We start from the raw sequence: 26,651 nt of genomic DNA, 5'->3' as shown, positions 1-26,651 counted from the left end.
ACTAAAAAAATGTATGAGAAAGGAGAGACAGCATGCCTCTCCTCTATATCCATTTCGTATATAAAATTAACGAGTAACGCCACCGCCAAGTTGTTGCTCAGCTAATGATACGAGACGTTTTGTAATTTCACCACCAACAGATCCGTTTGAACGAGATGTTGCGTCTGCACCAAGTTGTACACCAAACTCTTGTGCGATTTCATATTTCATTTGATCGATTGCACTTTCAGCACCACGAACTAATAGTTCGTTACGGCTTCCACTGTTATTGTTTGCCATTGTATCTCACCTCCTTGTTCTTAATATGTATAAAAATACCCGAAAATATTTATCCTTTTTTTGGAATTTTCATTTTCTTTTTTTCTGCATAAATTATACTAATACTCCACAAAATAGTACTGTGTAGGAGAACGAAAAACCAAAAACCAAAAACGTGACATGGGATATCATGTAATAAATAAACCTCCCTCACAAAGTGAAACGGGTTACGCTCTATAAAAGCATAACCCGTTTTTAATGAAATATTTCATTCTATATACTTTTCAAATAATGGAGGTAAATAATGAAACATATTGTTGCCTTATTAATTAAATATACAGCTATTACTGCAGTATTATTAATCATACTCGGTATTTTTCAAGACATTTCAATTCCTAGGATATTGCTGATTTCTCTTTTCCTTACAGGAGCTGCTTATTTAATTGGAGATCTCTTTGTTTTACCTAAGTATGGAAACATGATTGCGACAATCGCAGATTTTGGCTTAAGCTTCTTTGGAATTTGGTTTCTAACATACCTATTAACTAATTCAGATTTTACTCGTAATATTGGTTTTTCTTCATTTGTAGCTGCTTTGATTATAGGTGGGATAGAAGTTTTCTTCCATATTTATATGAAGAAGGTAGTACTACATGAAGAGGATAAATCAAGAGAACATAATCAAATGCACCATGATAACTATGCTATGGAAATGTCAGATGAATATATAGATTCTTCTACAATAAACAAATCCCAATTCGAGAAATCATCCAATAAAGAAAAATAAAGAAGTGGCATAGACCACTTCTTTATTTTGTGTTACGCTTGATCAGAGTTTTTCACATGTAATGGAGGTAAAACTACCCATCCTTTTTTCTTACTTAAACGCAGTAAAGCAACACCTGCCTGCGCTTTTTTCATATGAAATTGTCCAAATAGCATCCCTACATCTTCTCGAAGACATTTTCCCATCACTTGACTACATGTCACAAGTCCTGCTGCTAACCCTGCTGAAACAGCAGCCGCAATTTCTGCATCATTAATACGTGCACCTGGAGGAATATCTTCAATAGATGCAACCGGTCGTTCTGGAGGCGCAGGTGGTAAAGCGACCCCATTTACTTTTAAAAGTTCTTTTAATTCTTCTACTTCTGAATTCATATCATTCTCAATTAAATTATCTAAGAATTTCTTTAACTCTTCATCACCAGTATGATTTATGTATACTTGATATCCGGCAATGGAACCTTGCACTGTAAGAAGAGCACTCCAAATATCAAAAACTTCTCCATAATGTAAAGGTTCATTTTGAGGATTTACACTTAATATACCCATTTTCAAATACCTTCCTTTCAAAAAAACATCATAAATATGCTTTTCAATATAAGTAGCAAACTATGAATTATATTTCTTCGTACAACATTTCGCTTGCCGTTCATGAGAAACGCCTTCCCATACTCTGTTCTTTGAAAGCAAAACAAAATACTCAAAGATTATTACTGAATTTTCTTAACAATCTTTGAGCACAAATGCAATTGTTATAAGGATTTACATTATTGTTCTAATGCTCAATTGATTTGAATAATTGTAATCACTTAATTTGAAATAAAGTTAACGATTAATTCTACTGCCAAGTTGTTGTTCTGCTAAAGCTACAAGACGTTTTGTAATTTCACCACCAACAGAACCATTTGCACGAGAAGTTGTATCTGCACCTAGTTGGACACCAAACTCTTGTGCAATCTCATACTTCATTTGATCAAGTGCATTCTCAGCATCTTGAACTAATAATTCATTACGGCTTTTACTATTATTTTTTGCCATATCGTTTCACCTCCTATGGTTTTAATATGCTATGAATCACAGAAAAATATATATACTATTTTATGGTAATTATATTTTGAGGGATAAGTTCTAGTTTTAACCTCATAATATGGCAGAGGGAAATAGGAGAAAGAATGATTGATTCCTTTCATAACAGAACTTGTTTACTTTGATTACTTCACTCCTATCTCCCTTTGTAACAAAAAAGAAGAGGGGTGAAAATCTTGGAAGAAAACGTAAAAGGCGTTCCTGAAATAAATGAATTACACGAAATGTTAACTTTTAAAAACGTTTGTATGACAAAATCTGCTGTAATGGCTGGTGTCGCAAAAGATCCAACTTTAAAGAATCTTTTACAACAAGATGTAAACATGACTATGAAACATTGCCAAGAATTAAAGAACTTACTATCCTAACTAGAAGAAGGTGAGAAAATGAACGAATTTATTCAAAATATTACAGGTATGTCACCGATGACTGATCAAGTCATCGCTACAGATTTATTACTTGCATCAAAAACAGCAGTTAGAAACTATGCATATGCCATTACGGAAGTTACTTCTGATCAAACACGTGAAGTACTTCGCCAACATCTACATGATGCAATTGATACACATAAAATATTGAACTATTATATAATAAGTTAACTTAATAACCAAAAAATAGAATATAAATCAAGCGTATTTATTCATAATTATTCAACTTCTAGTATCCAAAAAATTAAAATGCTTAAAATGAATAAAGTAAAAAGCAAGATATAAACGACTAACTGAATAACCATAAGCAACATAAAACTGATAGGTTATTAGATAGAATTTTCATACCAATCACCACATGCTCCACAACTTTATTTTAGTAAATAAATCCCTTCTTGAAGAAAATGCATTACAGGCACCTTTGACCATAGCAATGAATAGTACTCGTCGATTCATTCCTTTGTTAAAACAATTAAATCATTAATCTGTTCATAATCTCAAATAGAAGTTCTAACTGAAATCAACGGCAAATCTTTCTCATTAACTACTATCCTCATATACCCAGCCCCATTCCTCCTTATCATAAAAATTACACAACTAAAAAACACCTATAAATAAACAATTTCCATGTTAAAACCGATATAGTTACATCAGATAGCCCATCAAGGACAGTTGCACAGATGGTGTTCAAGTGGTTGTAGATACTGAACTTATGAGTTCAACAACTGCAATGGGATACTAGAGATGCCCTATTTATTGAAAAAATCCAAAATGCGATTATTTATATATTGAGGATTCTCCATGGACATTAAATGGCCTACACCTTTCACCAATTCTACAGTTAGGTTGGGTGATGAATTTTCAGCACATTTGAAAGCTTCTATTGGGTTATACATTACTTCATTCTCCCCTAACATTAACAGCATAGGCGTTTGAATTTCGGCTAACTCTTGGTTTGTAAAAATATATGGAAACCCCTGTTCTGTTGGAGTTTCATTTTTCACTGAATTATTCCACATCATTCCTGCTATCAATTGTTCTTGAATATGAGGATGCACAGTGTATCGATTCTCAAAAATCCACCCTAAAAATTTCTCGACCCCTTCCCTACTATTCATCATTCCTGAAGCATAGGAAAAAAACAAAGGATGAAAAGGAATATACGTTGCTGCAGGACTCATTATTACAGCCTTATTTACCTTCTCTGGAAAAAATGTTAAGAAGTTAACAGTATGCAAAGCACCATATGACAATCCTACAATGTTCGTGCTATTAATTTCTAATGTATGTAATACTTCTTTTAACCATAGTGCGTAACTTAAACGATCTGTAAAGCCTTTTTTTGGAAGACTTTTATTTTTATCTCCTAAAATATCAATACACATTATTCTAAAATGTTTACTCCATTGTAAAATATTTGAATACCACATTGTCGAACTCATTTTTGCCCCATGAAGTAATACGAGAGGTTGTGCTAATTTATTACCACTTTCAATAATATGAGTCTTCCCTTGAGATGTTTCTACAAAGTAAGATGAAAAACTAGTTGGCCATAATTTTAGACTTTTCTCATAAGATTGTAGATAGTTAGTTTCTTGATAGTTTTGTTCTAAAATCTTCATTTTAGTTCCCTCCATATAACTCATTTTCATAATTCATTTTTAAAGTCACAGTAGTTTTGCTTTACTCAATACCCATTTTAAATTTAAAGGTTTCAATTTCATCGATTGCCTTGTTATATCCTCCAGCATTTTTTAAAGATTTCCCAATTCTATGGCTATTTTTTGTATAAATATTATTTGATAACACATGAATTGCTGTATTACGTAATATTTCCGGAGTAAGCAAATTACGATCTAACTGGACTCCGGCTTCTAATTCTTCTATTCTTTGAGCAACTATAGGCTGATCTCCCATAACTGGAATAACTAGCATAGGAACACCAAAATATAAGCTTTCACTGGAACTATTCATTCCCCCATGTGTAATAAATAGATCAATATGTTGTAGAATATCTAATTGAGGAACATAATTATATAGCTTAAAATTAGAAGGAATATTATCTAATTGACTAATATCATTTTGTTCCCCTATAGCTAATATGACAGTAACCGAGCTATCTCGAAATGCTTCAAAACATGTGTAATAAAAGTCGGGTTGCTGGTTAAATACTGTTCCCATAGAAATAAAAATAAGTTTGTTTCCCTTTTCCTGTTCTAAGGAAAAAGAATCTACATCTTTACGCTGTGAAATAGAGGGCCCGACAAATATATAAGAATCATCAAATTCTTCGACATTTGGTTGATACAATTTTGATGTATATACAATTGTAATATCCCCTGGGCATGTCATCACATTCTGTTTTTCATTAAGAGTAATTCCATAAATATCTTCCCATTTTTTTAAAATACAAATGACTTCCTGATATAAAGGGGATTTTTTATTTTCTTCTCCATGATTTTTCATAAGAGTAGAGGCGATCTTTTTAGTAATGGCAAATGTTGTACATGAAGAAATTTTAGGTAATTGTAATACTTCTGCTATGATCCATCCAACAGCGAAATTATTATCATATATAACATAATCGTATTCTTCTTCTTTTACTTCTTCTAAAATTATCTCTATTATTTTATCCATGGATTTTACCATGTGTAATAATAGTTCTTGAGAATCTATTTGCCTACTCATTCTTTTTACCATGTCTATTTGTGATATGAAATTTTCATATGGTCGAAACAAAGCTCCTGTATTCTCTATTTTACTTCTATACTTTTCTACGCAATAGTAAATAACTTCCTCGCCTCTTTTTATTAGTTCTTCGACAAGTGCAATTGTCGGATTAATATGTCCTTCTCCTGGAAAATTAAACATTAGAACTTTTGCCATATTATTGTTCCTCCCCTAAAGTTTAATTAACTATTCTATTATTACTAATATCAATCACATACTGATACTTGAAGTAAAGGTAAGGATTTTCTCCTTTCATTTTAATGAAATCACTTGTGCTATTAAATGGAAAAAACAATTAAGAAACAAAGTAGATATAAAAAAATCACATAATTCCCTCTCTCTATTTCTCTTATGTATAATAAAAAATAACTAAGAGTAGAAAGAGCTGAATTATGCACAGATATCAATATTTTCAATCTACCCATCACCAATATAATGAAGGTAAAAGTATTGATTACAGAACTATACACACAAAGATTACATTTAAGAAAAACAGAAGAATCCGATTCATTAAGCTTATTTAAAATATGGTCTGATCCAGATGTTACGAAATTCATGAATATTATTAATTTCACTACTGAGGATCAAGCAAAAGACATGATTAAATTTCTAAACGAGCTGAATAAAAATAACAAGCATTCTATATAGAATGCTTGTTATTTTTATTATTATTTGGTGATGTACTAGAGAGTGTTAATATGCGATTTAATCCCTTTTTAGTAAATGGCATGAAATAATCAAGGATTATCCCCCCTAAACAAACGGTTAATAAAGTGCCAACGCCAATTGGTCCATTTAAAATCATTGCCATTATCAAAAATAAGAGGTAAATGAATGTTCTTGAAATAAATATATTTGTTCTAGTTAATTCTTGTATGATTAATGTTAGTCGATCAACTGGAATTGGTGCGAAATTAGTATGTAAATATGTTGCAGTTCCTAATCCTATAATAACTAAACCTAATCCAAAACAAACAAATTTGCTGTACCATAGTTCGGGTGTTATCAAATTGTGCAATAAAAAAATCCACATATCAATGCCAATACCTGTTATAAATGCTGTTAACAACCCTAAAAATTCTGGTCTTTGTCTTTGTAAAATTGAATTACAACATATCAATAATAAAGCTATTATTATTTCCCAACTTCCCACAGTAAGCCCCACATTTAAAGAAAGTCCTACTAAAAGTGCATCAAAAGGTGAAGTTCCAAGATCTGATTGTATTGTGAAAGAAATACCAAGGGTTAATATTAAAATTCCTAATACATAAAGAACATATTTCATTTTTATCAACCTCTTTATCATTATTTTTGTTGCATTTACAATAAAAATATTTTATATTAAACGTAACTTTAAATTGTTGCATTTGCAACAAAAACAAACGATAAGGAGTTCATTATGAAGGAAATTCTTCGTGAAATTGGAATGATTGCAAGGTCATTGGATTCTATTAGTAATATAGAATTTAAAGAATATGAGCTTACAAAAGGGCAGTATTTGTACCTTGTGCGAATATGTGAAAATCCAGGAATCATTCAAGAAAAGCTATCTGAGATGATAAAAGTAGATCGTACAACAGCAGCCCGTGCTATCAAAAAGCTTGAAATCAATGGATTTATTGAAAAGAAAGAAGATGAATCTAACAAGAAAATCAAAAAACTTTTCCCGACAGAAAAAGGGGAAAATGTCTATCCTTTTATTAAAAGAGAAAATGATTATTCAAATACTGTTGCATTAGAGGGGTTTTCTGAAAAAGAAGCGGAAACTATTTCTAATCTTCTTCAAAGAGTAAGAAAAAATATAGAAAAAGATTGGGAGTTTGTAAAAAAGGGAAATAAGAGAAATTATTGATTATATAAAGGAGCGAACTATTTAAATGACTACAAAGATAGAAAAGTGCACCCTTGAAGATATACACAAACTTCAAGAAATTAGTTATGAAACATTTAATGAGACATTTAAACATCAGAATTCACCCGAAAATATGAATAACTATTTGGAAAAGGCATTTAACTTGAAACAATTAGAAAAAGAATTATCCAATACCTCTTCGCAATTCTTTTTTGTCTACTTTAACAATGAAATCGCTGGATATCTAAAGGTCAATACCGATGATGCTCAGTCTGAAGAAATGGGCGATGAATCACTTGAAATCGAGAGAATTTATATAAAGGGCTCATTTCAAAGACATGGTCTTGGTAAATATCTACTAAATAATGCTATTGAAATTGCAATAGCACAGAATAAAAAGAATATCTGGCTAGGCGTATGGGAGAAAAATGAAAATGCTATTGCTTTTTATAAGAAATTAGGGTTTGTACAAGCTGGATCTCACTCCTTTTATATGGGGGATGAGGAACAAATTGATCTTATAATGATTAAAACACTCATATAACTTTTTTGAAAGGTAGGTTATTATGTATATTCCAAAGTATTTTAATGTCACAAATGTTGATGAAATTTGGGATTTTGTTCAAAAAAACTCTTTTGGAACAATCGTCACAACAAAAAAAGAGAAACCAATTGCCACTCATTTGCCTTTTGGGTTAGCTAAAAAAGGTAATGATTATTTTATTACTGGACATATGACTTATGGAAACCCCCAGTGGAGAACATTTGAAACTTGTGAAGATGTTCTTGTAATGTTTCAGGGACCACACTCTTACGTCTCTTCTTCTTGGTATGGACATGAAGAAGTTCCAACATGGAATTATCAGGCCGTCCATGTATATGGTAAAGCAAGCATTTTAGATAAAGAGGAATTAATAGAAGAATTAACAACAATGCTGAAAAAATATGAAGAGAATCGAGAAAATCCAATATTATGGGATAAACTTTCTCCGGATCTCTTAAAAAGTGAACTGAAAGGTATAGTTGGATTTAAGATTAAGGTGGGAGACATTCAAGCTGCATATAAATTAAGTCAGAACCGAAATGAAACGGATTATATCAACATCATTGATAAATTAAAAAATGAAGTAAATCCAGATTCGAAACAAATGGCAGAAATAATGGAAAAGAGATTGAAGAAGCACATATAAGCCCATCTTTAATCAACTCTTAGCTACAAAGAACGAATTAAAGAACGTAACCGTCATATTGGCCCATTCTCTTCAGCTTATGAAAAATTGTATTTGAAGAACATATGCTTTAATTGAAGAACATAGCACAAAAGTGATCGGTTTTTTTATAAAAGGATGATTCAATTAAATATAGAAAAAGCGTGTTTTGGTCAGTCTTTTTTTCAATACAAGCTTTTTCTATTTGTTCTTTTATCAAGGGTTATTAAGTTAATTTAATCAAACTTTATTATAAGACTACACTAGATTGTTACACTATGATTCAATATTTCTTGTAACATAGCAATATCTTTTGTTTGCTTGTAAAACCAATATCTGAATGTTTTACGCATGGTATGTGTACCTAAAGATTCGACTCCGGCAAAACCTCCGGCTTTTTGTAATTGTCGATAGGCTTGAATTTTACTAATGGGTTTATCCCCTTTTCTAGAAGGAAATAGTCAGGTACTTTTTAGATCTTCAGCGTAGGGCAATACTTCCTCAAAAATTGATGTAATATTTATGATACGTTCCTTTTTTGTCTTTCCTTCTTTCACTTTAAATTCTTTCCTTTTTTTCTCTTCAGTTTTAAAATTTTACTCGTTTCCATTTTAAGTAAATGACTTACGCGTAACCCCGTATTAATACCAATTAAAAATAAAATGTAATTACGGTCTGAATAATGATGTTTAAGAGACCATTTCATATCTTCGAGCTGTTCTTTGCTTCGAATTGGTTGTACATCAATTAAATGTTGCTTTTTATCCATCTGTTTTTCAATCCTTTTGTTTTCAATGATTTGAATGTCTACTTTTTTGTCTACTTTTTATAAAATCAATGAAATTAGATAGAAGTCAATATTTAAGGGGAAATGAAAGTAAACTTTTGGCTAAAAGTTTACTTTCATTATTTATAAAAAAAACGAAGTCTATAAAGAGACTTCGTATCGAAAAATAGATACTTAGGAGACTCGGAGAGTGTCTACACATCTATTGCAACCTATATATTTACAATTTTGTTATTTGATTTAAAAATATGCATATTTTCATTTTTTAGATGTAAAATTTTATAGGTGTTTTAGGAGTCTCGCCACATGCCTATCAAGCTAAGAAATTCATTGTTCCCCAAAACGAAAAAATGAGTTAAAGGCTCATAGATCACTATAGAAAGATAAATATTTCATTTTGGGGATAATCTAAAATTATAGCTTGATGGATGTGGGGTGACCTACTTCTTTAGCTTGATAGCGATGTGGTGCTACCTCAATAGAAATTTAATTTTTATCTTTCTTTAACTAGTACATCCCAGTAATACACTTCACCCTCAGATTCAACAACCTTTAGACAGCCCTTTCCTGGTTTTTTACCTTCAAGAAGTGCATATCCATCTTTTTCGTATGAACGTAAATAATATATATCTGGATGTCCTTTTATTGCCTCAAATTCCACGCCCTCAAACTCTTCTTTATCACCTACAAATGTACTTATGTAAGATGTAGCTTGAGAACTTTTACAAAAACCACTCGCAAGAGTAGATTTTGCTTCAACCTTCGTTTCATGATTTACTCCTAAAAATAATGGAATAGCTAATAATGTTGAAGTCAGTGCAGTAAACATAATTTTCTTTTTCATCTAAAGTTACCTCCTCTAAATTCTAAAATAATACCTGCATATCTACTGTACACTATAAACTAGGAAATATTAACTATTATTATAATTTTATACATAATATACTTATCGAGAAAACTAAGTTAAATATTGCTATTTATCATAGTTAGAGATTTTTCTCCATCTGTTTGTAAAGGTATATCTTTACAAACAGAAAGGCTTTATGTACGAAACATTGGAATATCAAGTTTATAAAGGTGATTAAGTTTATTTTATAAACGTTTTTTCAATGAATACCTTTACAAACCTTCGTCTTTAATTAACCCCAATATTGTATTCAAAATCTTTTCTTTCGTTGATATGTTTTCATTTTCCCTCAACTTATCTCCCCTCCCTCTAGAATACATAAATTAAGAAATATTTTAAATGTCATTTAACTTCAAGGTATCACCTTCAATTTTTAATATTAATAAATAAATTTCTAAAAAAATTTAAAACTATCTATCAAAAACTTTTCAATTATATATCAAATTTTATTACTATAAAAACGTATAATTGTATATTCATATTTTCAATAGTACGTTCCCAACCCTATTGAGAAGGAATCTGTTCCGTACCACTAAATAGTTATCTTTCCAGAAAAAGAACCTGTTCTCAATGGAAAACAGGTTCTTTTTTGTTCAAAATCGATAGAGTATACTACAACAGTATTGGTTCTTTAATTAATGGTAAATACTCTATACTCATAGCATAATTTAATAACAAATTGATATATTCTTGATTTGGCTCTAAACAATGTATATTCTTCAAATATCCTTGCGTGTATAAACAAGATGGTATAGCCACTGATAGCTCTTCTACAGATTCTAATAAAGGCATTATGAGCTCTAAAGCTTTCTGTTCATCAGTAGTTAGATTCGTATTAAAAAACTTCTCTATATACTTCTCTTGTTTCATTAACAGGATATCGTATCCAAAAGCTTGTAAACTATTAATAAATTGGTCCCATTTAAGCTGATTTGGATTACAAATATGCATGGTTTTATTTACTGTATTGGCCTTATAAGATAATTCAGTAATAGCTAAACTTCCATAGTCTACAGGCGTTAAATCTACATACGTATTGACGTCAGGAGCTATGCTAGATAGGCATATCCCTTTTAATAATCTATAAAATGCGTTTTCATTAATATTGTATTGAAATTTACCTGTTTTAGAGTTACCCACTAAATTCCCCACACGGTATATTGTGGCACGAACTCCTTTTTCCATTGCTTCTCTGACCATTTTCTCGCCTTGAAACTTACTTTCTAGGTACAGATTATCTAAATTTTGCCCTCTATCAAAATTAGACTCAAAGAATTCAAATTCTTTTGGATCGCTTTCAGCCTGACCTACTACACTTAAAGTCGACATATAATGAAAACGTGCATTTGTGTTCTTAGCTAATTCCAACAAGTATTTTGTAGACTGAACATTTACCTTTTGAAAATGCTCACGTTCTCCATAGTGTCTAACTTCTCCACCACAATGTATGATTGACTCTACCCTATTCTTTAAATGGTCCAATTGCTTTGAACCTAGACCTAGATTCATCAAAGATAAATCTCCTTCAATTAATTCTACTCTCTCCTTCAACTTTTGGAGAATTTCTTTACCGAAATAAAACTCCATTCTTTCTTTTAACTTTGCACCAATTACTTGATCCTCATTTTTTCTTACTAAACAGTAAATAGTCGTAGATGGTAACTGTAATAATCGTTCTAAAATATGTGCTCCTAAATATCCTGTTGCCCCTGTAAGGAAAACTGCTTTTGGATAATTCACCATATCTAACTCACATTCTTCTAATTTAGTTGTTTCATAAACAGGCGTCGTTTTCGTTTCATTTTCCATACATGCTACATTCATATTTTTCTCTTTCTTGAACGACATATCTTCCATCTCTTCAATATGAGAGGCTAATTTTTCTATGGTTCTATACTTAAAGAAATCTTGAATTTTCAAGTTAGGGTATAACGGTTTTAATTTGACTAATGCTGGCATAACTTTTAAAGAATGTCCACCTAAATTAAAGAAATCATCTTTTAAACCTATAGATTTTACGTTTAGAACTTCAGACCATACCTTTGCAATGTCTTTTTGCACTTTAGTTTGAGGTTTAAGTTTACACTCATCTTTTTGCTCATGACCAAACTCTATTTTTGGCAGCTTTTCAAAATCAATTTTACCGTTCGCCGTTATTGGTATTTCTAACACATGAGAGTAATATTTAGGGACCATATATTCTGGCAATACATTTGATAAATGTAAAGCTAACTTATTTTTCTCTATCCCTATACCGTCCACTGTTTTATAATAAGCTTGCAGTAACATTCCATCTTCCGTTTGTGTTACTACAGCCTGACTAATCCCATCAAGTTGTAACATTGCATCTTCTATTTCACCTAATTCAATTCTGTGCCCTCTAATTTTAACCTGCTTATCTTTTCTCCCCATAAATTCTATATTTCCATTGGGTAACCACCTTGCTAAATCACCTGTTCGATATAATCTTTTACTATTGTCTTCTGAAAATGGGTTTGAAATAAATGCCTGTTTTGTTTTTTCTTCCTGCTTCCAATACCCTTCGGCCAATCCTAAACTTTCAATATATAATTCACCCATAGCCCCTACCGGACAATGTTGCATATATGAATTCAATATATGAACCTTTGTATTAGAAATAGGAATACCAATAGGTATGCTTCCTAAAAGATTATTGTCGCCTTCTAAAACTGGTATGAAATAATACATTGCTGAAACGGTTGCTTCAGTAGGGCCATACTCATTTACCAGTTGTACTTGGTTTTTAAAAGTATTTTGCCAATTTCTAATAGCATTTGTTGATGCAGCTTCCCCTCCCATTATTATAAATCTTAAAGAACGTATCTTTTCACTATCCGGTTTCGTTAATGAAGTCGATAATTCATTGAAAAATACTGTTGGTAAGTCAGAAATAGTTGCTTGAGTTTCTTGAATGGCTTGAGCATATGCGACAGTTGAATAGCGCTGTTCATCACTTAATAAATATAGTTCCGCCCCATTTAACAAGGTAGAAAAAATTTCTGATACTGAAGAATCAAAACTATGGGAATAAAACTGTGTTACTTTATCATTTGGAGAGATCTGAAATACTTCATTTCTCCATTCAACTAAATTTAATACTCCTTTATGCGTTAATAATGTACCTTTTGGTTTTCCTGTTGAGCCTGAAGTATAAATTACATATGCCAAGTCATCTGGTTTATTTAAAATTTTCACATCATCATTTATAGTCGTACGATATATATCCTCTATTATTGAAACCTTATAATCACTTACATTCAAATGACTTTTGAATTTGTTACTCGTTATAATTCTACATGCCTCACTGTCACGAACTATATAATTTATTCTATCCTCAGGGTATTTTACATCGATTGGTATATAGGCAGCACCGGCTTTTAATATTCCAAGCATAGAAACGATACTATTCATACTTCTATCTAAAAATATGGCTACCTTATCACCTCTTTTTATACCTTTTTCGAGTAAATGTTGAGCTATTTGATTAGAGCTCATATTTAATTGTCTATATGTTAAAGATTCCGTTGCAGTCGTTATAGCAATCCGATCGGGTTGTCTATCTACTTGCATATAGAATTGCTCTTGTATATTTTGAAAATAAGGATATGGTCTTTCTGTATGATTTACCTTTTTATATAAAGATTCTTCTTCCTGTGATAGGAATGAAAGATTTTCATATGCTACTGTTCGTTGATGAATAAATGCATCCAGTATAGTAAGTAAATTTTGAGTAAACCTATTAATTGACTCTTCCTTGAAAAGATTAATATCATACTCAAATGAAACCCCTACATAATCCAATCCTTCTTCAACAGCTAAAGAAATGTCAAACTTACTAATATCTTGTTTATTAGGTAACAACTGAAGCTTATACGCATCATGTTGCTGCAGAATTTCTTTCTGATAACTAAACATAGTAGAAAAGATCGGGTTATTCCCAAAGCTTCTATCAGGATTTATTTGCTCAATTACTTTATCAAATGGGTACGATTGGTTTTGGAATGAATTCAAACACTTCTCTCTCACTACTTGTAATAGCTGTGTTAAATTTTTCACATCATTCAATTGTGTTCTGATCGCTAAGGTATTTACAAAAAAACCTTGTATCTTTTCAAATTCTTGATGATTCCTTCCAACAACCGGTGTACCTACAATAATATCTTTTTGATCCGTTAGATAATGTAACAATTGAATATAGGCTGCTAAAAATAGCATATACATAGAAACATTCTCTTGTTCACATACTTGTTTCAAAGACTCTTTCATTTCATTATCTAACTTCATTTCAAATACTGTACCTTTATTTGTACTTTGACGATTCCTACTAAAATCTAAAGGAAGATTTAATATAGGAAGAGGTGCTGCAAGTTCGGCCATCCAATAAGATTTTTCTGTATCCCATCGACCTAAATTTAACTGCGCCTGTTCCCACTCTGCATAATCTACATATCGATTAGAAATAGTTGGCAACTCAGGATTTCTACGTTTAGCAAAAGCACTATATACCTTCATTAATTCATCTAATAAATTCCTTACACTCCACTCATCTGTAATAATGTGATGTAAATTGATATATAAATAAGACTTTTTCTTATCCAGATTAAAAATTCTAATCCTAAAAAGAGGGCCATTTTCTAAATCAAATGGTGTATGATCCGTTTGATTTATTGTTGTGCGTATATATTCTTGTTGTTCTTTTTTAGTCATGTGTTCAATCTCATCGTGAATTAAATCAATCGCTATTGAGTTTAAGATGACTTGTCTAGGCTCCCCATTTCTTTCAATAAACACTGTTCGTAGCATCTCGTGTCGTTCAACTAAAAATCTTATGGTGTCTTGTAAAATATCCTTATTTAAACTCGGCTCAATATATATGTGTAGTGGTGTATCATATACTCTATTAATGGCGTTATATTTATTTAAAAACCAGATTCTTTTTTGAGCACTTGATAACTGATAACTTTCCTTATCTGTAACTTTTAAAATTTGTATCTTCTGTTCTTCCCTATCATGATTTACTTCCATTAATTTATCGATGTAAGCAGATAGACTAGCAATCGTTGTATGCTCAAAAATATCTCTAATTTCAATTTTCAGATGAAACTCTTTTTGAATTTGATTTAACACTTGCACAGCAATTAATGAATGTCCCCCAAGTTTAAAAAAGTCATCATCTCTGCCGATTCTATATTTCCCTAAATTTAAAATCTCTGTCCATGTTTTTGCTAACCTTTTTTCCGTTTCACTTATCGGTGGTACATATTGCTTCTGCATGTTTTCAAGTAAAGATGGGATTTGTAATTCTAATTTTTTTCTATCTAGTTTCCCGCTTGGTGATACAGGAAAACTTTCAAGGTGAAATACATAATTTGGCATCATAAAATCTGGTAAACTTTCACTTAAGAATGTTTTTAATGCCTCTTGTTTTAGTTCTGTATTGTCTTTTGATAAATAAAAGCTAACGATTTTGTCGTTTTGATAAGTGAATACTACAGCATCTCTCACTTCTGGATGTTTAAATAATGTTCCTTCGATTTCATCAAGCTCAATTCGATACCCACGTATTTTTACTTGGTTATCTTTCCTTCCGATAAATTCTAAATTTCCATTTGGTAAAAGACGGACTAAATCACCAGTACAATACATCTTTTTATCATGATTATAGGATTTATCAAAAGAAATAAACGCCTCTTCTGTTTTTTCCTTTTGGTTTAAATATCCGTTGGCAACTCCATCACCGCCAATAAATAACTCACCTACTACACCTGACGGACATAAAGTATTGAACGGACTAACCACGAAAACTTCACTATTAGCAATTGGTTTACCTATTGGGATACTAGAAATTTCTTTTTGTATCTCACCATTTACTTCATACATGGTTGCACATACAGTAGTTTCAGTAGGACCATATGCATTAAGAACTGGAATCTTTAACCCTAATTTACTTTGCCATTTACGAACTGATTCAGCAGGTAAGGTTTCTCCTCCCACAAATAAACGTTTTACAGAATTTAATTTAAGTAACCTTTCTTTTGGCATATCAGCTATTAATTTAAAAAACGCAGTTGGTAAAACCACATTTGTAATACCATTCTTTTGACTTACATTTATAAATTCCTCTGCTGAACGTTTTTCGATATCAGAAATTAAATGCATTCTTCCTCCACATAGCAAAATCGGAAATATTTCCATAATGGAGGCGTCAAAAATGATCGTTGCAAATTGTAAAAACACATCCTCTTTTCCTAAATGAAATGTATTGATTACTGAATACGATAAATTAACTACGCCTTTATGTGGTACAACGACTCCTTTTGGCAAACCTGTTGAACCTGACGTGTAGATAATATAAGCTGCATCTTCTATGGTATGTGTAGACGCAATATTTTCTATAGAATTAGCGTAATGAAAATCTTCTAGATAAATTGTATGGATCGCAAACCGTTCAACCAATCCCCTGAATTCTTTCTTCGTAATAATCATTTGACTTTCGCTATCTTTTAAGATGTATTCTATTCTTTTTTCAGGAAACTTTGGATCAATTGGTACATAAACTCCACCTGATTTTAAGATGCCTAGAATCCATACAATGGTATCAATCTCTCTCTCCATTGTAATACTTACACGTTGTCCCTTTTTCAAATCATTTTCACGTAAATAATTCGCTATTTGATTTGACCTTTGCTGTAATTCATAATAGGTAATGGATTTGTCCCCCATTGAAATCGCTATTTGATTTGGCGATTCTAATGCTTGTAGATCGATTAATTGATCTAATGTTTTTGAATTAGGATATGTAAGAGCATTTGAGTTCATCTCTTTGTATAGACGATGATCTTTTTCTAAAAGCAAATCCAATGAATGAATAGGTTCATTCACATTCTTCATTAATTTTTGTAACAAATATATATACCTTTCAACTAAATCTCTAATACTCTCTGGTTTATATAATGCTGAGTTATAGTCAACCTCAATTTTATTCTCTGTTTCCCCTTCATATCGCATTATTCTCCAAGTCATATTAAAAGGATTTACTCTTTTACAATCTGTTAAAACTGTTGACTCAATATCAGGGATTTTTAATTCTGGTATCTTCATCGTATTAAATGCTGTGGAATATACCATATTATGATTTGTATTTGTATTTAGATTTAAATCTTTTACTATATGTGAGTATGGATTATGTTTATACGTAATAGCTAGATGAATAGATTTATTAACTTTATTAAGTATCCCCTTAAATGTCTCTCCCTTTTCTATTGTTATACGTATAGGTACTGTATTAACAAAATAACCAAAGGTATTTCGTTCTTCTGTATGTGGTCTAGTATTAATTGGAATACCAACAATTATCTCTTCAGCATTTGTCATTTGATGAAGCAAGGTACAATAAGTACTTAACATTACTCGATAAATACTTATATTATTTTTTTTAGCAAAACATTGTATTTGATAAAATAAATCCGAATTAATATTCTTACTTATATTTTTATCTGTATATCTTTTTTCATTCATTTTATTAAAATCAATAGGAAACTCTGTAGGAGTTAATTCACCTTGTAAATAATCTTTCCAATACGATGATCCATCTTTATATATTGCACTATCAATAAACCCCTCCTCATACTCTACGAGGTTCTTATAAGGAGATTCAAATTCTACATTCGTCTTCCCTTGAAGTAATTCACCATACGTATTGGATAATTGTCGGATGAAGACTCCTAAACTCCATCCATCGTAAATAATGTGATGAAACATTAAATGTAAAATAAATGTATCTTCACTGAATTTAATGATGTGGAATTTAAACAAAGGCCCCTCTTCTAAACTAAATTTCTCATTCACTATAGATTCTAAGAAATTCTTTAAAATAGATTTTTGTTCTGTGTTTTTAAAAGCAGTTAAATCTTTAAATGGTATATCAAATTCTACATTCTTTTGAATTAATTGCTTTATTTTTTCATCCCTCTTCTTAAATATTGTACGTAGCGCCGGATGTGATTGCACTATTGTAGTAAGCGTTTTCTTTAAAACCTCTATTTGAAGATTTCCTTTTAACTTTATTATAATCGGTTCATTGTTCATTCCTTTTTCTATTTCCATTTGATGAGCTATCCATAATGCTTCTTGGCCTACTGTTACATCTAATTCTTCTACAATTTCATATTTCTTTTGTATTTCTTTCATATAAATTTCTCCTTTTATAAATATTTGAAAACGGATAATATTTACAGTTACAACTATATGTACATATTCTGCAATTTGTAAATCTATATTTTCCGACTAGATTCAACATTTATTTCACTTATTGCATAGTTATTAAAATTATGAATAAAACTCATATTTATACTGTAACAGTTCATACTTTTATTCAATTTAAGCATAAAAAACCATTTCACTAATAATTCTAATTTCTTTTTATACAGTAATCTTACATATTTTATTTAAGGAAATAGCCTAATTTATACTCCAAAAATAAATTCAAGAATATTCCAACTGGTCACTATATATACTTCTTATAACATAAATTGTAAAGGAGGAGTCCGTACATAATGGAATATAGATTATTAGGTAACACAGGATTAATAGTTTCAGAGATAGGATTTGGTTCTTGGGCAATTGGTGGAGATGAATGGGGAGCAGTAAAAGATAATGAATCACTTGATGCAATTGAGAAAGCGATTGATCTAGGGGTTAATTTTATTGACACTGCTGATGTTTATGGATTAGGTCATAGTGAAACACTCGTTGCAAAAGCTATAAGTAATCGCAGACAGGATATCATTCTTTCTACAAAAGGTGGATTAATTGGTCATCATTATGATCCAAATCAACCAGCCGTTTATGGAGATCCTCAAAAGATCATTGATGCGTTTGAGGCTAGTTTACTGCGGCTTAAAACGGATTATATAGATGTGTACTTTTGTCATATTTGGTGGGATAAACCTGAAGAAACAGCAGCCTTTCTACAAGCTTTCCAAACCTTAAAAAAATCTGGCAAAGTGAGAGCCGTTGGCGTTTCTACTAATGATTTAGATTATATAAAACATTTTAATCAGGATAATGATTTAGATGTCGTACAATTCGATTATAGTATTTTGAATAAAGAACCTGAAAAAGACATCCTTCCTTATATTGAAAAACATAATTTAGGTGCTGTGATAAGAGGTCCACTTAAGATGGGAATTTTAACTGGGAAATTTAATCATGAAACTCAATTTCCAGACGATGATTTAAGAAAAGATTGGCCAAAAGAAAAATGGTTTAAAGATAGCTTAAACACAGTAGAAAAATTACGTTCACTTGTACGTTCAAATCGAAGTTTAGCGCAAGTTGCTTTACGTTATGTTTTAAGTCACCCTGCCGTTTCAGTTGCTATTCCTGGTGCAAAAAATTCTACTCAGGTTGAAGAAAATTCTTCACACTTAACTCGTCCATTATTATTAGATAATGAAATTGAATTCATTAAAAAGCTTTGATCAGATCATTGTTCACCTAAAAAAATTATGCTGATTCTTCTACCAAATCCATACTACTACTTCTTCTAAACTAGAACATATCTTTAACACTTCCATCCTATTTTTTTCTCTTTTTCCAACAATATCTACAGTTTATAAGGTAGTTGAGCTCTTATATTCAACTACCTTATAATAGTTCTACATTAGATTAAATTACCTACTACATTAGTTGCATACATGCTAGGGCATCATGCAAACCAAATAAACAATTAATTCAGAAATTTTTTTAGAAACTTCATTATCTCACAATTAATTTTTTTGAAATAAATCAAAAAAATTTTCTTTACTTTAAATTCTATAATTCATATAATCTTCTATGTAATTACATTTTTTTCTAAATAGCTCCTCATTTTTAAGTATTCAAAAGGGCAATTATAAATTATTACACCCTTATGTTTAACCAAGTAAAATAAAAATCCAGTTTTTCACAAGGAGAAGTGACTGCATGCAAGATATTTTAAAATTATTTCCGAGCGTTGACGGAAATGAAGAAAAACAACAACTTTTATTAGAATCTATGCAGAAAATAATTAAAAATCTTGATCGATTAAAAAATGAAGAGCGAGCTACTTTAGGTAAATGTGAGGAAAAATCAGAAGGATACTACAATGGCTTAATTCACCAAAGTCATATTCCACTAGCTGGCATCACTATGTCTGAGGTTATAGAAGAACTAAACCAATTTATGAATGGCCATCCTTATCCAAATAAATACTACTTATCGAATGCTGTACCACTACCAAGCATTCCATCATTATTGGGTATACTAACCATGGCACTTTTAAATGGTAATGGTGTTTGGGATGTCTATGGCCCAGGGGCAGCTGAAGCAGAAGTAAAAGTTGTATCCATGCTTTCAAAACTGATTGGTTACAATCCGCATAATAGCGGCGGTTATACAACATGGGGTGGACAAGATTGTGTATTTTCGAGCTTACGTTTAGCAATTTCTAAACAATTCCCATTAGCAAATGAATATGGTGCTCCACAAAATGTATATTGCTTTGCTTCTGAAAATGCACACTATAGTTTATTAAAATCAGCTGAAGCAACTGGCATTGGATCAAATCACTTAATTAAAGTGAAAACTGATCCTTATTCAAATTCTATGGATATAGATGATTTAGAGGCAAAGATGATACAAGTTATTAATAATGGTGGTATCCCCCTTTATATTCTAGCTACTATGGGGTCAACAGATACTTTTACCATTGATGATATAAAAAAAATTAAAGAGAGCGCTGAAGCAATACAAAAAAAATATAAATTAAAACCTATTTATATCCATGCGGATTCTGCAATGGGTGGATTCTATAGTTTCTTCAATAATTATAATTTCGAAGAAAATCCACTTTCATTTGAACCTACCTTAAAAAATGCTTTACTATACGTACAAGATAAAATGCAATATATGGCACTTGCTGATAGTGTATGTTTTGATTTTCATAAATTAGGACAAACACCTTATGCTTCAAGTATTTTAATCGTAAAAAATCATACTGATTTACAGCTGATGGACATTGAACAAGATGACACACCTTATCTTGGTAATAGGTCATATGGAAGTTATCATACAGGCTATACCTTAGAATGTTCACGATCTGGTAGTGCTATTCCAATGTATATCAATCTATTAGCCTTTGGAATTGAAGGATATCAAAAATTATTAGCAAATTATATTCGTGTAAATCTATTATTTAGAGAAAAGTTGCGCAAGGCCCTGCCTCAAGTCGCAATCACAAATGATTTTACATATGGACCAATTACAACTTTCCGTTTCTATATGAATGGAGATGGCCAAGAAAATTGGGAAAAAGAACGAATTGGCCTTGCAACAAAAGAAGAGATTGAGGATACAAACCGATTAAATATTGAACTATTTAATTACCTAGGGGAAAATCGCGATCAAGTATTTTTTGGTGATACAACTCGTTCTTGTGCAGTAGATGTAATAAACAGTTATGATAGAAATCCGATTTCTACATTAAAATTCTTTTCTATCTCTCCATATACAACTGTTGAATGTATAGATGAGATCGTAGAATTTCTTTATAAATATATTTCGATTGCTACTAAACAGATTCATTCATATGTTTCATAACCATATTTGTTAGCGCTTTAATAGTTAAACTTAACTAAATGAAATAAAATTTTTAATCCTTTTAATTACTATTCACTATATCAGGAAAGAGGAAAAACATATGAATATAGAGCTACTTGATACACACCACGTGAAAGATGCAGCACATTTACTTGCACATTCTTTTGTGAATAATGAACCTCTTGTAAGCAGTTTACAAATTCCTTTTGCTCCTTTTCACAAAATGTGCGAAGAAATGATGAAACAAGCTGTATCTCAAGCTATGTCATTTGTAGCAATAGAAAACTTTCAAATTGTTGGGGTTCTTTTAACAAAAAAAGTAACCCAGCCACTAATAGATGCAGATAAAGCGAATGAACTATGCCCACAAATGGAACCTATTTTTCAACTTTTAGATACATTAGAGACAGAATCTATTGAGTTTTTTCATTTAGATAAAGAAAAATTGGTCTATCTAGATATGGGCGCTTGTCATCCAGATTGGATGGGAAGTGGTATAGTCACTACCCTGCTTTCACATGCCATTCAAGAAATAAGTAAAAGAGATTTTAATTTTATTGCTGCTTGTACAAATAAAATTTCTCAAAAAATCCTAAAAAAACTGTGTACGACCTATGAAATGAATGAAATAGTGTATAGTAAATTCCTTTATAAGGAAGCATACCCATTTGCTAATACAACAACTTCCTTAACAGCTCAATTACTATATATACCTCAATCTCAATTTATCATTAAAGCTATATAAATTTGTGAAGAAAACTAGCTGTACTTTTGTGCAGCTGCTTTTTTATATAGAGTAAATAAGTAGTAGATATTCAAGTTAACATAAGTGACACTTTTCACACTTTAACTTCTTCGAATTCAATAGCCACTTTCTCAGCATGTCTTATTTCTCTGCTTAACCTATCTAAAGATCTCCTTCTATTTATTTCAACATGTTTCATCATGCTTTAATTTCATATGCTCCGTTTTTTCATCTATACAATTAACTTAGACACTTCTCCCTATTTAATGACTAATCTTTTACTTTTTAAGTAATGATTGATACACATCTTCCCACCCTTAAGTACTTGAAAATTTCCACCTAATAACCCCTTAACAATCCCTGTAATTCTTACAATTCTCTTTCATTTTATTTATCTATTCATCCCCCATATCCTTTATCTACCTAATCTTCCCCAAAAAATCCAATGTAAAATTCATTATAAAAGAAACAACCGTATCATATGTAGATTATTTAAGGAAAAAGAGTGAGAATTACTGGATTCCCCTTTCTTTTGATCTTTTTTAGAAGCTCTTTAAAGTCTAATTCTATTACATTCCTGCCTGGTAACATGTCTACTAAACATTAACAATTTGTATAGCTACATAAAGACTCTACTAATTCATTAAAGGAATCTCCTTCCCCCTATCGAATTATTGTAGAGGAAAGGAGAGGAATACATGGAAATTCTAGGATTAGATCCTCGCGCATTAGCGACCTTAGGTGCACTTGAATACACCAATCGTCGCAATAAATTAATCGAAGACTCGGAGAATAACATATACGAATGTAAAGAAATAAAAGAAATACTTCAATCACTCCCTAAAGAGAAGCAGATTGAGGTTCTTGAGAATCAAGCTCACTTTGAAGCTGTGGCAAAGATGATTGAACAAAACAATTTAATTCTTTTAGAACAGATGAAAGCTCTACAGCTAATTCAGAAATAACAAACTTATGATTGATTAATTCTACATATGCTTCCATAAATAATGTATCTTTATTTATACCATCAGCCTCTGTTTTTACAGGGGCTTTTGTTATGCGTTGATTCATATTTTGAATTTGAATGGTTTCTTTCACATGTATGAATAGATCCTCTAACAAACCTGGTGTAGACTCTAATTCCTGTTTTTCAATTTCTTCTGTAACAGCACTTATAAATTCCCATAGTACCTTTGCACCTAGTAGTTCCGCTAATCGTTTTTCACGCATTTCAAATGTTTTCATGTTCATACAAATACACTCCTGTTATTTATATATAATGATAAAAATATTTTTTATGTAAAATTTCCCAAAACACTTTCCGAACTTACACTTCTAAAAAATAACTACATAATCTTAATAATCTAACATTATTCAACACACTTCGTGTTGTTCTGAATCAAAAAAAATTGTTTGAACTGTAACACCATAAAAATTCGCTAATTTTATTTTTATATTATCTCGTGGAATTCTCTGCCCATTTTCATACATCTGCAATGTACTAATACTGATTCCCACTGCTTTTGCCACCTCTTCTCTAGATCTCCCATTTCTTAAATTAATTAGATTTTCAGCTACTCTTTCATAATTCATACATTTCACCCCTAAAGACACAATTCGTGTTGTTAATTAAAATATAAACCGCACATAATGTGTTGTCAATAGATTTCAATTATAAACTTTTAAAAATTTTAATTATTTAACACATAATGTGTTAATATATTATCAGGTGATAGAATGAAAACGTTTGGAAATATAATTCGTGATTTAAGAAAACAAAGAGGAATTACGCAAAAAGAACTTGCTCACTCGCTTCAACTAAGTGAAAGTACAATTGGTATGTACGAACGCAATGAACGTCAACCTGATTACAATACCTTGATACGTATAGCAGATTACTTTAATGTATCTACGGATTTTCTTCTAGGGCGAAATTTTAATGTTAAAAAGGACGGAGACAAGATAGAACTAGATCAATGGATAAAAGATATAATGTCTGCACCCTCCCAAAAGCGTGAAGAATTAAAACGTTTTTGGAAATTTTTAATGCAGGAAGAAAAGTAATCAAATAAACCGCTCCCTTAACATGGTAATGCTCATGAATTTGAACTATTCCTTGTTTATAAAAATAAAAACCGTATCAAATCAATGTTTGACACGGTTTTTATTTATTTCCCCTCACACTCTTTAATAGCAGTAGTCACATTACCTAAAAAAATCTTTTTTATAGCTTCTACTTGTAATATTAGCAATACATACGAATAAATACCTAATGTTATTTGATGCTACTATCTCCTAACCTCTTAGAAATCCTCTTCTCATTCCCATCTTTAGACAGTACAAAATTGTATGTGTATAAGATAAATCATAAAACAGAAACTTTAGCATAGACGCTTACTTACTAAATACATATTTACTTGATCTAATCTAAATAGGATCAATCGGTGTTCCAGAGGAAGTATAAATTATCCAATAATTTTACGGGAGACATGTAATATATGCATCTACACTCACTTCTTTACAAGCTAAAACAAACGAGGAAATAAGCCATAAGATTTGAACAGTTTCATTTTTAGCTGTACCATGTCTTTTTAACTTTTCTAATTCTGTTTTTATATCATTATATGATATAAAGTCAACAACCAAATAAACTTCTTTTCTCGTGTTTGGGCTTAACAAGGTCTTTCTATACATATCAACTGCGTATCTAGCATTAGTTCCTTTTCGCAACCTTCTAATTTGAGAGTTTGGATAATCTTTAAGAGAGTATATCTTGTTCCATTTTTCTTTTTTTCTATCTAATTCCGCATCATTTGCAAAAATATTACCTAAATTTTTTTGCGCTTGAGAAATTACTTCATGAAAATTGGAAGCACTTAATCCTTTCTTGCCATGTTTAGCATGAAAAAAAGAGATATTTTCATGAGATTTAATAGAAATATAGTCTGCCCACTCATTTCCCAAATCATCACATATGACATAATCTGAACCTATAGTTAATTGTTTCTCAACAAAATTAAATAATGAGTTGTTACTAAACTCTTTTGTCCTCGTTGGGCATTTTCCCTTTTCGCTATCTATATGTTCTAACCTTTTATATTTCTTAAATATCTTTAGAAAATGATTAATATTATTCAAAAGTTTACTATCTTTAAATAACTTTTTATTCCAATACATAATTTCAACTTGATTAAATGATACCATAAAAGTATGATATCGATTGATAAAAGCCAGCAAGTTCATTTCTTCCCCATTATCAAATGTTAAAATTACATCTTTTAATATTCTAGAATGGATACTAATTGAATTTTTATTTATTTTTAGCCTTAATGAGTCATCGAACCTATTCGGGATCATGAAATAGGATTTCCCACTTATTATTTTTTGTTCAATCTCTAATGTCCTTTGAAATCTCTTTACATAAGTTAATAATTTAATCTCTCTATCTATATACCTTACGCTATCTATCTTTTTCTCTTCTATTTGATTTACTAATTCACTTGTCAAAAATAATAAACCACTTGGAGTAATTTCATCTATATAATCCTCAAACGAAAGTGGTGTAGAAAAGTTATCCATAAAGGTTTCACTATCAACAAAAGAATCTATTTTATTACATATCCCAATTACCCAATTTAAGTAAAAATTTAAATCGACCTTCTTACCAAGTTGATTGATTTTAGAAGTATTAAATGATAAAGAAAACTTTTCCTCTCCATTCGAGAGTCGCACTTGATTTACAATATATTGACTTACACCAAAAACAGAAATTGATTCCTTTAAGTTAATTGCCTCCATGCTCTTTCTTCTTACTACATTATCTGAAATATCCATATTATGTAAAGACATCTTTTCAAAATTTGTTCTATCCGACAAAAATGTTTTAGATATTGCAGTATATTCTAAGCTTTCAATATAATCTTTCAGCAATTTTTCTAATCCAGATATTCCTTTTTTATTTATTACAACATAATTTGAGTATTCCACAATTAATAAATAAGCAAATTTCGTTTCGTGTAGTAAATCATTATTAATAAAACTTGGCTTTTCCTTATATTTGAAAATACAAATTGAATAAGTTAATGGCCTTGAATTCATGCTTTTCTTAACTATAAATGCTAACTTAAATATGTACATTAACGCTTGAATAAATATGTACATTTTCAATTGGATTCTCCATACTGACTCTGAGGTGGTTAGTATGTATATTAAGCTAGATAT

At 30.8% G+C, this 26,651-nt stretch carries 21 protein-coding genes and 3 pseudogenes; 11 read left to right on the top strand and 13 right to left on the bottom strand.

What is annotated here, in order from left to right; genetic code table 11:
- Window positions 1-66: 66 nt before the first annotated feature.
- The gene (locus tag MR168_RS22570) at window positions 67-279 is read right to left on the bottom strand and encodes an alpha/beta-type small acid-soluble spore protein (RefSeq protein WP_153578889.1); all 213 of its coding nucleotides are present in this window, start codon (window positions 277-279) and stop codon (window positions 67-69) included.
- A gap of 283 nt (window positions 280-562) precedes the next feature.
- Between MR168_RS22570 and MR168_RS22565 the strand changes: the two genes are divergently transcribed.
- Window positions 563-1,045 (top strand): YndM family protein, encoded by a 483-nt coding sequence (locus MR168_RS22565; protein ID WP_153578890.1) that lies wholly within the window; start codon window positions 563-565, stop codon window positions 1,043-1,045.
- A 32-nt stretch (window positions 1,046-1,077) separates the two neighbouring features.
- On the opposite strand, the gene MR168_RS22560 is transcribed toward MR168_RS22565, so the two are convergent.
- Window positions 1,078-1,593 carry a DUF3231 family protein gene (locus MR168_RS22560; protein WP_153578891.1) on the bottom strand — a complete coding sequence of 172 codons (516 nt, stop codon included), beginning with the start codon at window positions 1,591-1,593 and terminating at the stop codon, window positions 1,078-1,080.
- Window positions 1,594-1,869: 276 nt separating this feature from the next.
- Complete coding sequence (locus tag MR168_RS22555) at window positions 1,870-2,082, bottom strand: alpha/beta-type small acid-soluble spore protein (protein WP_153578892.1); 213 nt, start codon at window positions 2,080-2,082, stop codon at window positions 1,870-1,872.
- Between the two features lie 224 nt (window positions 2,083-2,306).
- Between MR168_RS22555 and MR168_RS22550 the strand changes: the two genes are divergently transcribed.
- Window positions 2,307-2,498, top strand: coding sequence for a spore coat protein (locus MR168_RS22550; RefSeq protein ID WP_194810836.1), 192 nt, complete (start codon window positions 2,307-2,309; stop codon window positions 2,496-2,498).
- Between the two features lie 18 nt (window positions 2,499-2,516).
- The gene (locus MR168_RS22545) at window positions 2,517-2,729 is read left to right on the top strand and encodes a spore coat protein (RefSeq protein WP_228497267.1); all 213 of its coding nucleotides are present in this window, start codon (window positions 2,517-2,519) and stop codon (window positions 2,727-2,729) included.
- Between the two features lie 578 nt (window positions 2,730-3,307).
- On the opposite strand, the gene MR168_RS22540 is transcribed toward MR168_RS22545, so the two are convergent.
- Window positions 3,308-4,180, bottom strand: a complete 873-nt coding sequence (locus tag MR168_RS22540) for an alpha/beta fold hydrolase (protein WP_153578893.1) — start codon at window positions 4,178-4,180, stop codon at window positions 3,308-3,310.
- A gap of 61 nt (window positions 4,181-4,241) precedes the next feature.
- Entirely contained in the window at window positions 4,242-5,444 is a 1,203-nt protein-coding gene (locus tag MR168_RS22535; protein ID WP_153578894.1) for a macrolide family glycosyltransferase, read from the bottom strand.
- A gap of 294 nt (window positions 5,445-5,738) precedes the next feature.
- On the opposite strand from MR168_RS22535, the pseudogene MR168_RS22530 reads away from it, so the two are divergent.
- A pseudogene (locus tag MR168_RS22530) lies at window positions 5,739-5,924 on the top strand (GNAT family protein); the annotation flags it as partial.
- Window positions 5,925-5,928: 4 nt separating this feature from the next.
- On the opposite strand, the gene MR168_RS22525 reads toward MR168_RS22530, so the two are convergent.
- Complete coding sequence (locus MR168_RS22525; RefSeq protein ID WP_153578895.1) at window positions 5,929-6,573, bottom strand: YczE/YyaS/YitT family protein; 645 nt, start codon at window positions 6,571-6,573, stop codon at window positions 5,929-5,931.
- A 114-nt stretch (window positions 6,574-6,687) separates the two neighbouring features.
- Between MR168_RS22525 and MR168_RS22520 the strand changes: the two genes are divergently transcribed.
- Genes MR168_RS22520 through MR168_RS22510 form a run of 3 tightly spaced genes read left to right on the top strand, consistent with a single transcriptional unit; the run spans window position 6,688 to window position 8,330 of the window.
- The gene (locus MR168_RS22520; protein ID WP_153578896.1) at window positions 6,688-7,140 is read left to right on the top strand and encodes a MarR family winged helix-turn-helix transcriptional regulator; all 453 of its coding nucleotides are present in this window, start codon (window positions 6,688-6,690) and stop codon (window positions 7,138-7,140) included.
- Between the two features lie 25 nt (window positions 7,141-7,165).
- Window positions 7,166-7,684: a spermidine/spermine N(1)-acetyltransferase gene (paiA, locus tag MR168_RS22515; RefSeq protein ID WP_153578897.1), complete on the top strand. Its 519-nt coding sequence runs from the start codon at window positions 7,166-7,168 to the stop codon at window positions 7,682-7,684.
- Window positions 7,685-7,706: 22 nt separating this feature from the next.
- Window positions 7,707-8,330: an FMN-binding negative transcriptional regulator gene (locus MR168_RS22510; RefSeq protein WP_153578898.1), complete on the top strand. Its 624-nt coding sequence runs from the start codon at window positions 7,707-7,709 to the stop codon at window positions 8,328-8,330.
- 281 nt (window positions 8,331-8,611) lie between these two features.
- Here the strand turns inward: MR168_RS22510 and MR168_RS22505 are convergent.
- The 4 genes and pseudogenes from MR168_RS22505 to MR168_RS22490 form a co-directional block, all read right to left on the bottom strand.
- Window positions 8,612-9,117, bottom strand: a pseudogene (locus MR168_RS22505) (tyrosine-type recombinase/integrase).
- Window positions 9,118-9,628: 511 nt separating this feature from the next.
- Window positions 9,629-9,979, bottom strand: coding sequence for a hypothetical protein (locus MR168_RS22500; protein WP_153578899.1), 351 nt, complete (start codon window positions 9,977-9,979; stop codon window positions 9,629-9,631).
- Between the two features lie 281 nt (window positions 9,980-10,260).
- A pseudogene (locus MR168_RS22495) lies at window positions 10,261-10,335 on the bottom strand (TetR/AcrR family transcriptional regulator); the annotation flags it as partial.
- Between the two features lie 319 nt (window positions 10,336-10,654).
- Complete coding sequence (locus tag MR168_RS22490) at window positions 10,655-18,253, bottom strand: non-ribosomal peptide synthetase (protein WP_242291494.1); 7,599 nt, start codon at window positions 18,251-18,253, stop codon at window positions 10,655-10,657.
- Between the two features lie 365 nt (window positions 18,254-18,618).
- On the opposite strand from MR168_RS22490, the gene MR168_RS22485 reads away from it, so the two are divergent.
- The 3 genes from MR168_RS22485 to MR168_RS22475 all read left to right on the top strand — a co-directional run bounded on the left by MR168_RS22485 (window position 18,619) and on the right by MR168_RS22475 (window position 22,430).
- Entirely contained in the window at window positions 18,619-19,545 is a 927-nt protein-coding gene (locus MR168_RS22485; protein WP_136983087.1) for an aldo/keto reductase, read from the top strand.
- 484 nt (window positions 19,546-20,029) lie between these two features.
- Complete coding sequence (locus MR168_RS22480; protein WP_153579078.1) at window positions 20,030-21,685, top strand: pyridoxal phosphate-dependent decarboxylase family protein; 1,656 nt, start codon at window positions 20,030-20,032, stop codon at window positions 21,683-21,685.
- A 100-nt stretch (window positions 21,686-21,785) separates the two neighbouring features.
- A complete protein-coding gene (locus MR168_RS22475; protein WP_153579077.1) occupies window positions 21,786-22,430 on the top strand; it encodes a GNAT family N-acetyltransferase in 645 nt (214 codons plus the stop codon).
- An 840-nt stretch (window positions 22,431-23,270) separates the two neighbouring features.
- Here MR168_RS22475 and MR168_RS22470 read toward each other — a convergent pair.
- Complete coding sequence (locus MR168_RS22470) at window positions 23,271-23,681, bottom strand: hypothetical protein (protein WP_016093817.1); 411 nt, start codon at window positions 23,679-23,681, stop codon at window positions 23,271-23,273.
- A 123-nt stretch (window positions 23,682-23,804) separates the two neighbouring features.
- The gene (locus MR168_RS22465) at window positions 23,805-24,023 is read right to left on the bottom strand and encodes a helix-turn-helix transcriptional regulator (protein WP_001105580.1); all 219 of its coding nucleotides are present in this window, start codon (window positions 24,021-24,023) and stop codon (window positions 23,805-23,807) included.
- A gap of 144 nt (window positions 24,024-24,167) precedes the next feature.
- Here MR168_RS22465 and MR168_RS22460 point away from each other — a divergent pair, with 144 nt between their 5' ends.
- Window positions 24,168-24,494 carry a helix-turn-helix domain-containing protein gene (locus MR168_RS22460; RefSeq protein WP_074790019.1) on the top strand — a complete coding sequence of 109 codons (327 nt, stop codon included), beginning with the start codon at window positions 24,168-24,170 and terminating at the stop codon, window positions 24,492-24,494.
- A 414-nt stretch (window positions 24,495-24,908) separates the two neighbouring features.
- On the opposite strand, the gene MR168_RS22455 is transcribed toward MR168_RS22460, so the two are convergent.
- Window positions 24,909-26,651: hypothetical protein (locus tag MR168_RS22455; RefSeq protein WP_242291493.1), on the bottom strand; the 1,743-nt coding region annotated here is incomplete at its 5' end.

It is taken from the genome of Bacillus cereus group sp. BfR-BA-01356 (assembly GCF_022663635.1).
Taxonomy (GTDB): domain Bacteria; phylum Bacillota; class Bacilli; order Bacillales; family Bacillaceae_G; genus Bacillus_A; species Bacillus_A cereus.
This window is presented reverse-complemented; position numbering and strand designations above follow the sequence as displayed.

Excerpts from the sequence above, each read along its gene's own strand:
- MR168_RS22570 (WP_153578889.1), bottom strand. The coding sequence starts at position 279 with ATGGCAAACAATAACAGTGGAAGCCGTAACGAACTATTAGTTCGTGGT.
- MR168_RS22565 (WP_153578890.1), top strand. The coding sequence starts at position 563 with ATGAAACATATTGTTGCCTTATTAATTAAATATACAGCTATTACTGCA.
- MR168_RS22560 (WP_153578891.1), bottom strand. The coding sequence starts at position 1,593 with ATGGGTATATTAAGTGTAAATCCTCAAAATGAACCTTTACATTATGGA.
- MR168_RS22555 (WP_153578892.1), bottom strand. The coding sequence starts at position 2,082 with ATGGCAAAAAATAATAGTAAAAGCCGTAATGAATTATTAGTTCAAGAT.
- MR168_RS22545 (WP_228497267.1), top strand. The coding sequence starts at position 2,517 with ATGAACGAATTTATTCAAAATATTACAGGTATGTCACCGATGACTGAT.
- MR168_RS22540 (WP_153578893.1), bottom strand. The coding sequence starts at position 4,180 with ATGAAGATTTTAGAACAAAACTATCAAGAAACTAACTATCTACAATCT.
- MR168_RS22535 (WP_153578894.1), bottom strand. The coding sequence starts at position 5,444 with ATGGCAAAAGTTCTAATGTTTAATTTTCCAGGAGAAGGACATATTAAT.
- MR168_RS22525 (WP_153578895.1), bottom strand. The coding sequence starts at position 6,573 with ATGAAATATGTTCTTTATGTATTAGGAATTTTAATATTAACCCTTGGT.
- MR168_RS22520 (WP_153578896.1), top strand. The coding sequence starts at position 6,688 with ATGAAGGAAATTCTTCGTGAAATTGGAATGATTGCAAGGTCATTGGAT.
- paiA (WP_153578897.1), top strand. The coding sequence starts at position 7,166 with ATGACTACAAAGATAGAAAAGTGCACCCTTGAAGATATACACAAACTT.
- MR168_RS22510 (WP_153578898.1), top strand. The coding sequence starts at position 7,707 with ATGTATATTCCAAAGTATTTTAATGTCACAAATGTTGATGAAATTTGG.
- MR168_RS22500 (WP_153578899.1), bottom strand. The coding sequence starts at position 9,979 with ATGAAAAAGAAAATTATGTTTACTGCACTGACTTCAACATTATTAGCT.
- MR168_RS22490 (WP_242291494.1), bottom strand. The coding sequence starts at position 18,253 with ATGAAAGAAATACAAAAGAAATATGAAATTGTAGAAGAATTAGATGTA.
- MR168_RS22485 (WP_136983087.1), top strand. The coding sequence starts at position 18,619 with ATGGAATATAGATTATTAGGTAACACAGGATTAATAGTTTCAGAGATA.
- MR168_RS22480 (WP_153579078.1), top strand. The coding sequence starts at position 20,030 with ATGCAAGATATTTTAAAATTATTTCCGAGCGTTGACGGAAATGAAGAA.
- MR168_RS22475 (WP_153579077.1), top strand. The coding sequence starts at position 21,786 with ATGAATATAGAGCTACTTGATACACACCACGTGAAAGATGCAGCACAT.
- MR168_RS22470 (WP_016093817.1), bottom strand. The coding sequence starts at position 23,681 with ATGAACATGAAAACATTTGAAATGCGTGAAAAACGATTAGCGGAACTA.
- MR168_RS22465 (WP_001105580.1), bottom strand. The coding sequence starts at position 24,023 with ATGAATTATGAAAGAGTAGCTGAAAATCTAATTAATTTAAGAAATGGG.
- MR168_RS22460 (WP_074790019.1), top strand. The coding sequence starts at position 24,168 with ATGAAAACGTTTGGAAATATAATTCGTGATTTAAGAAAACAAAGAGGA.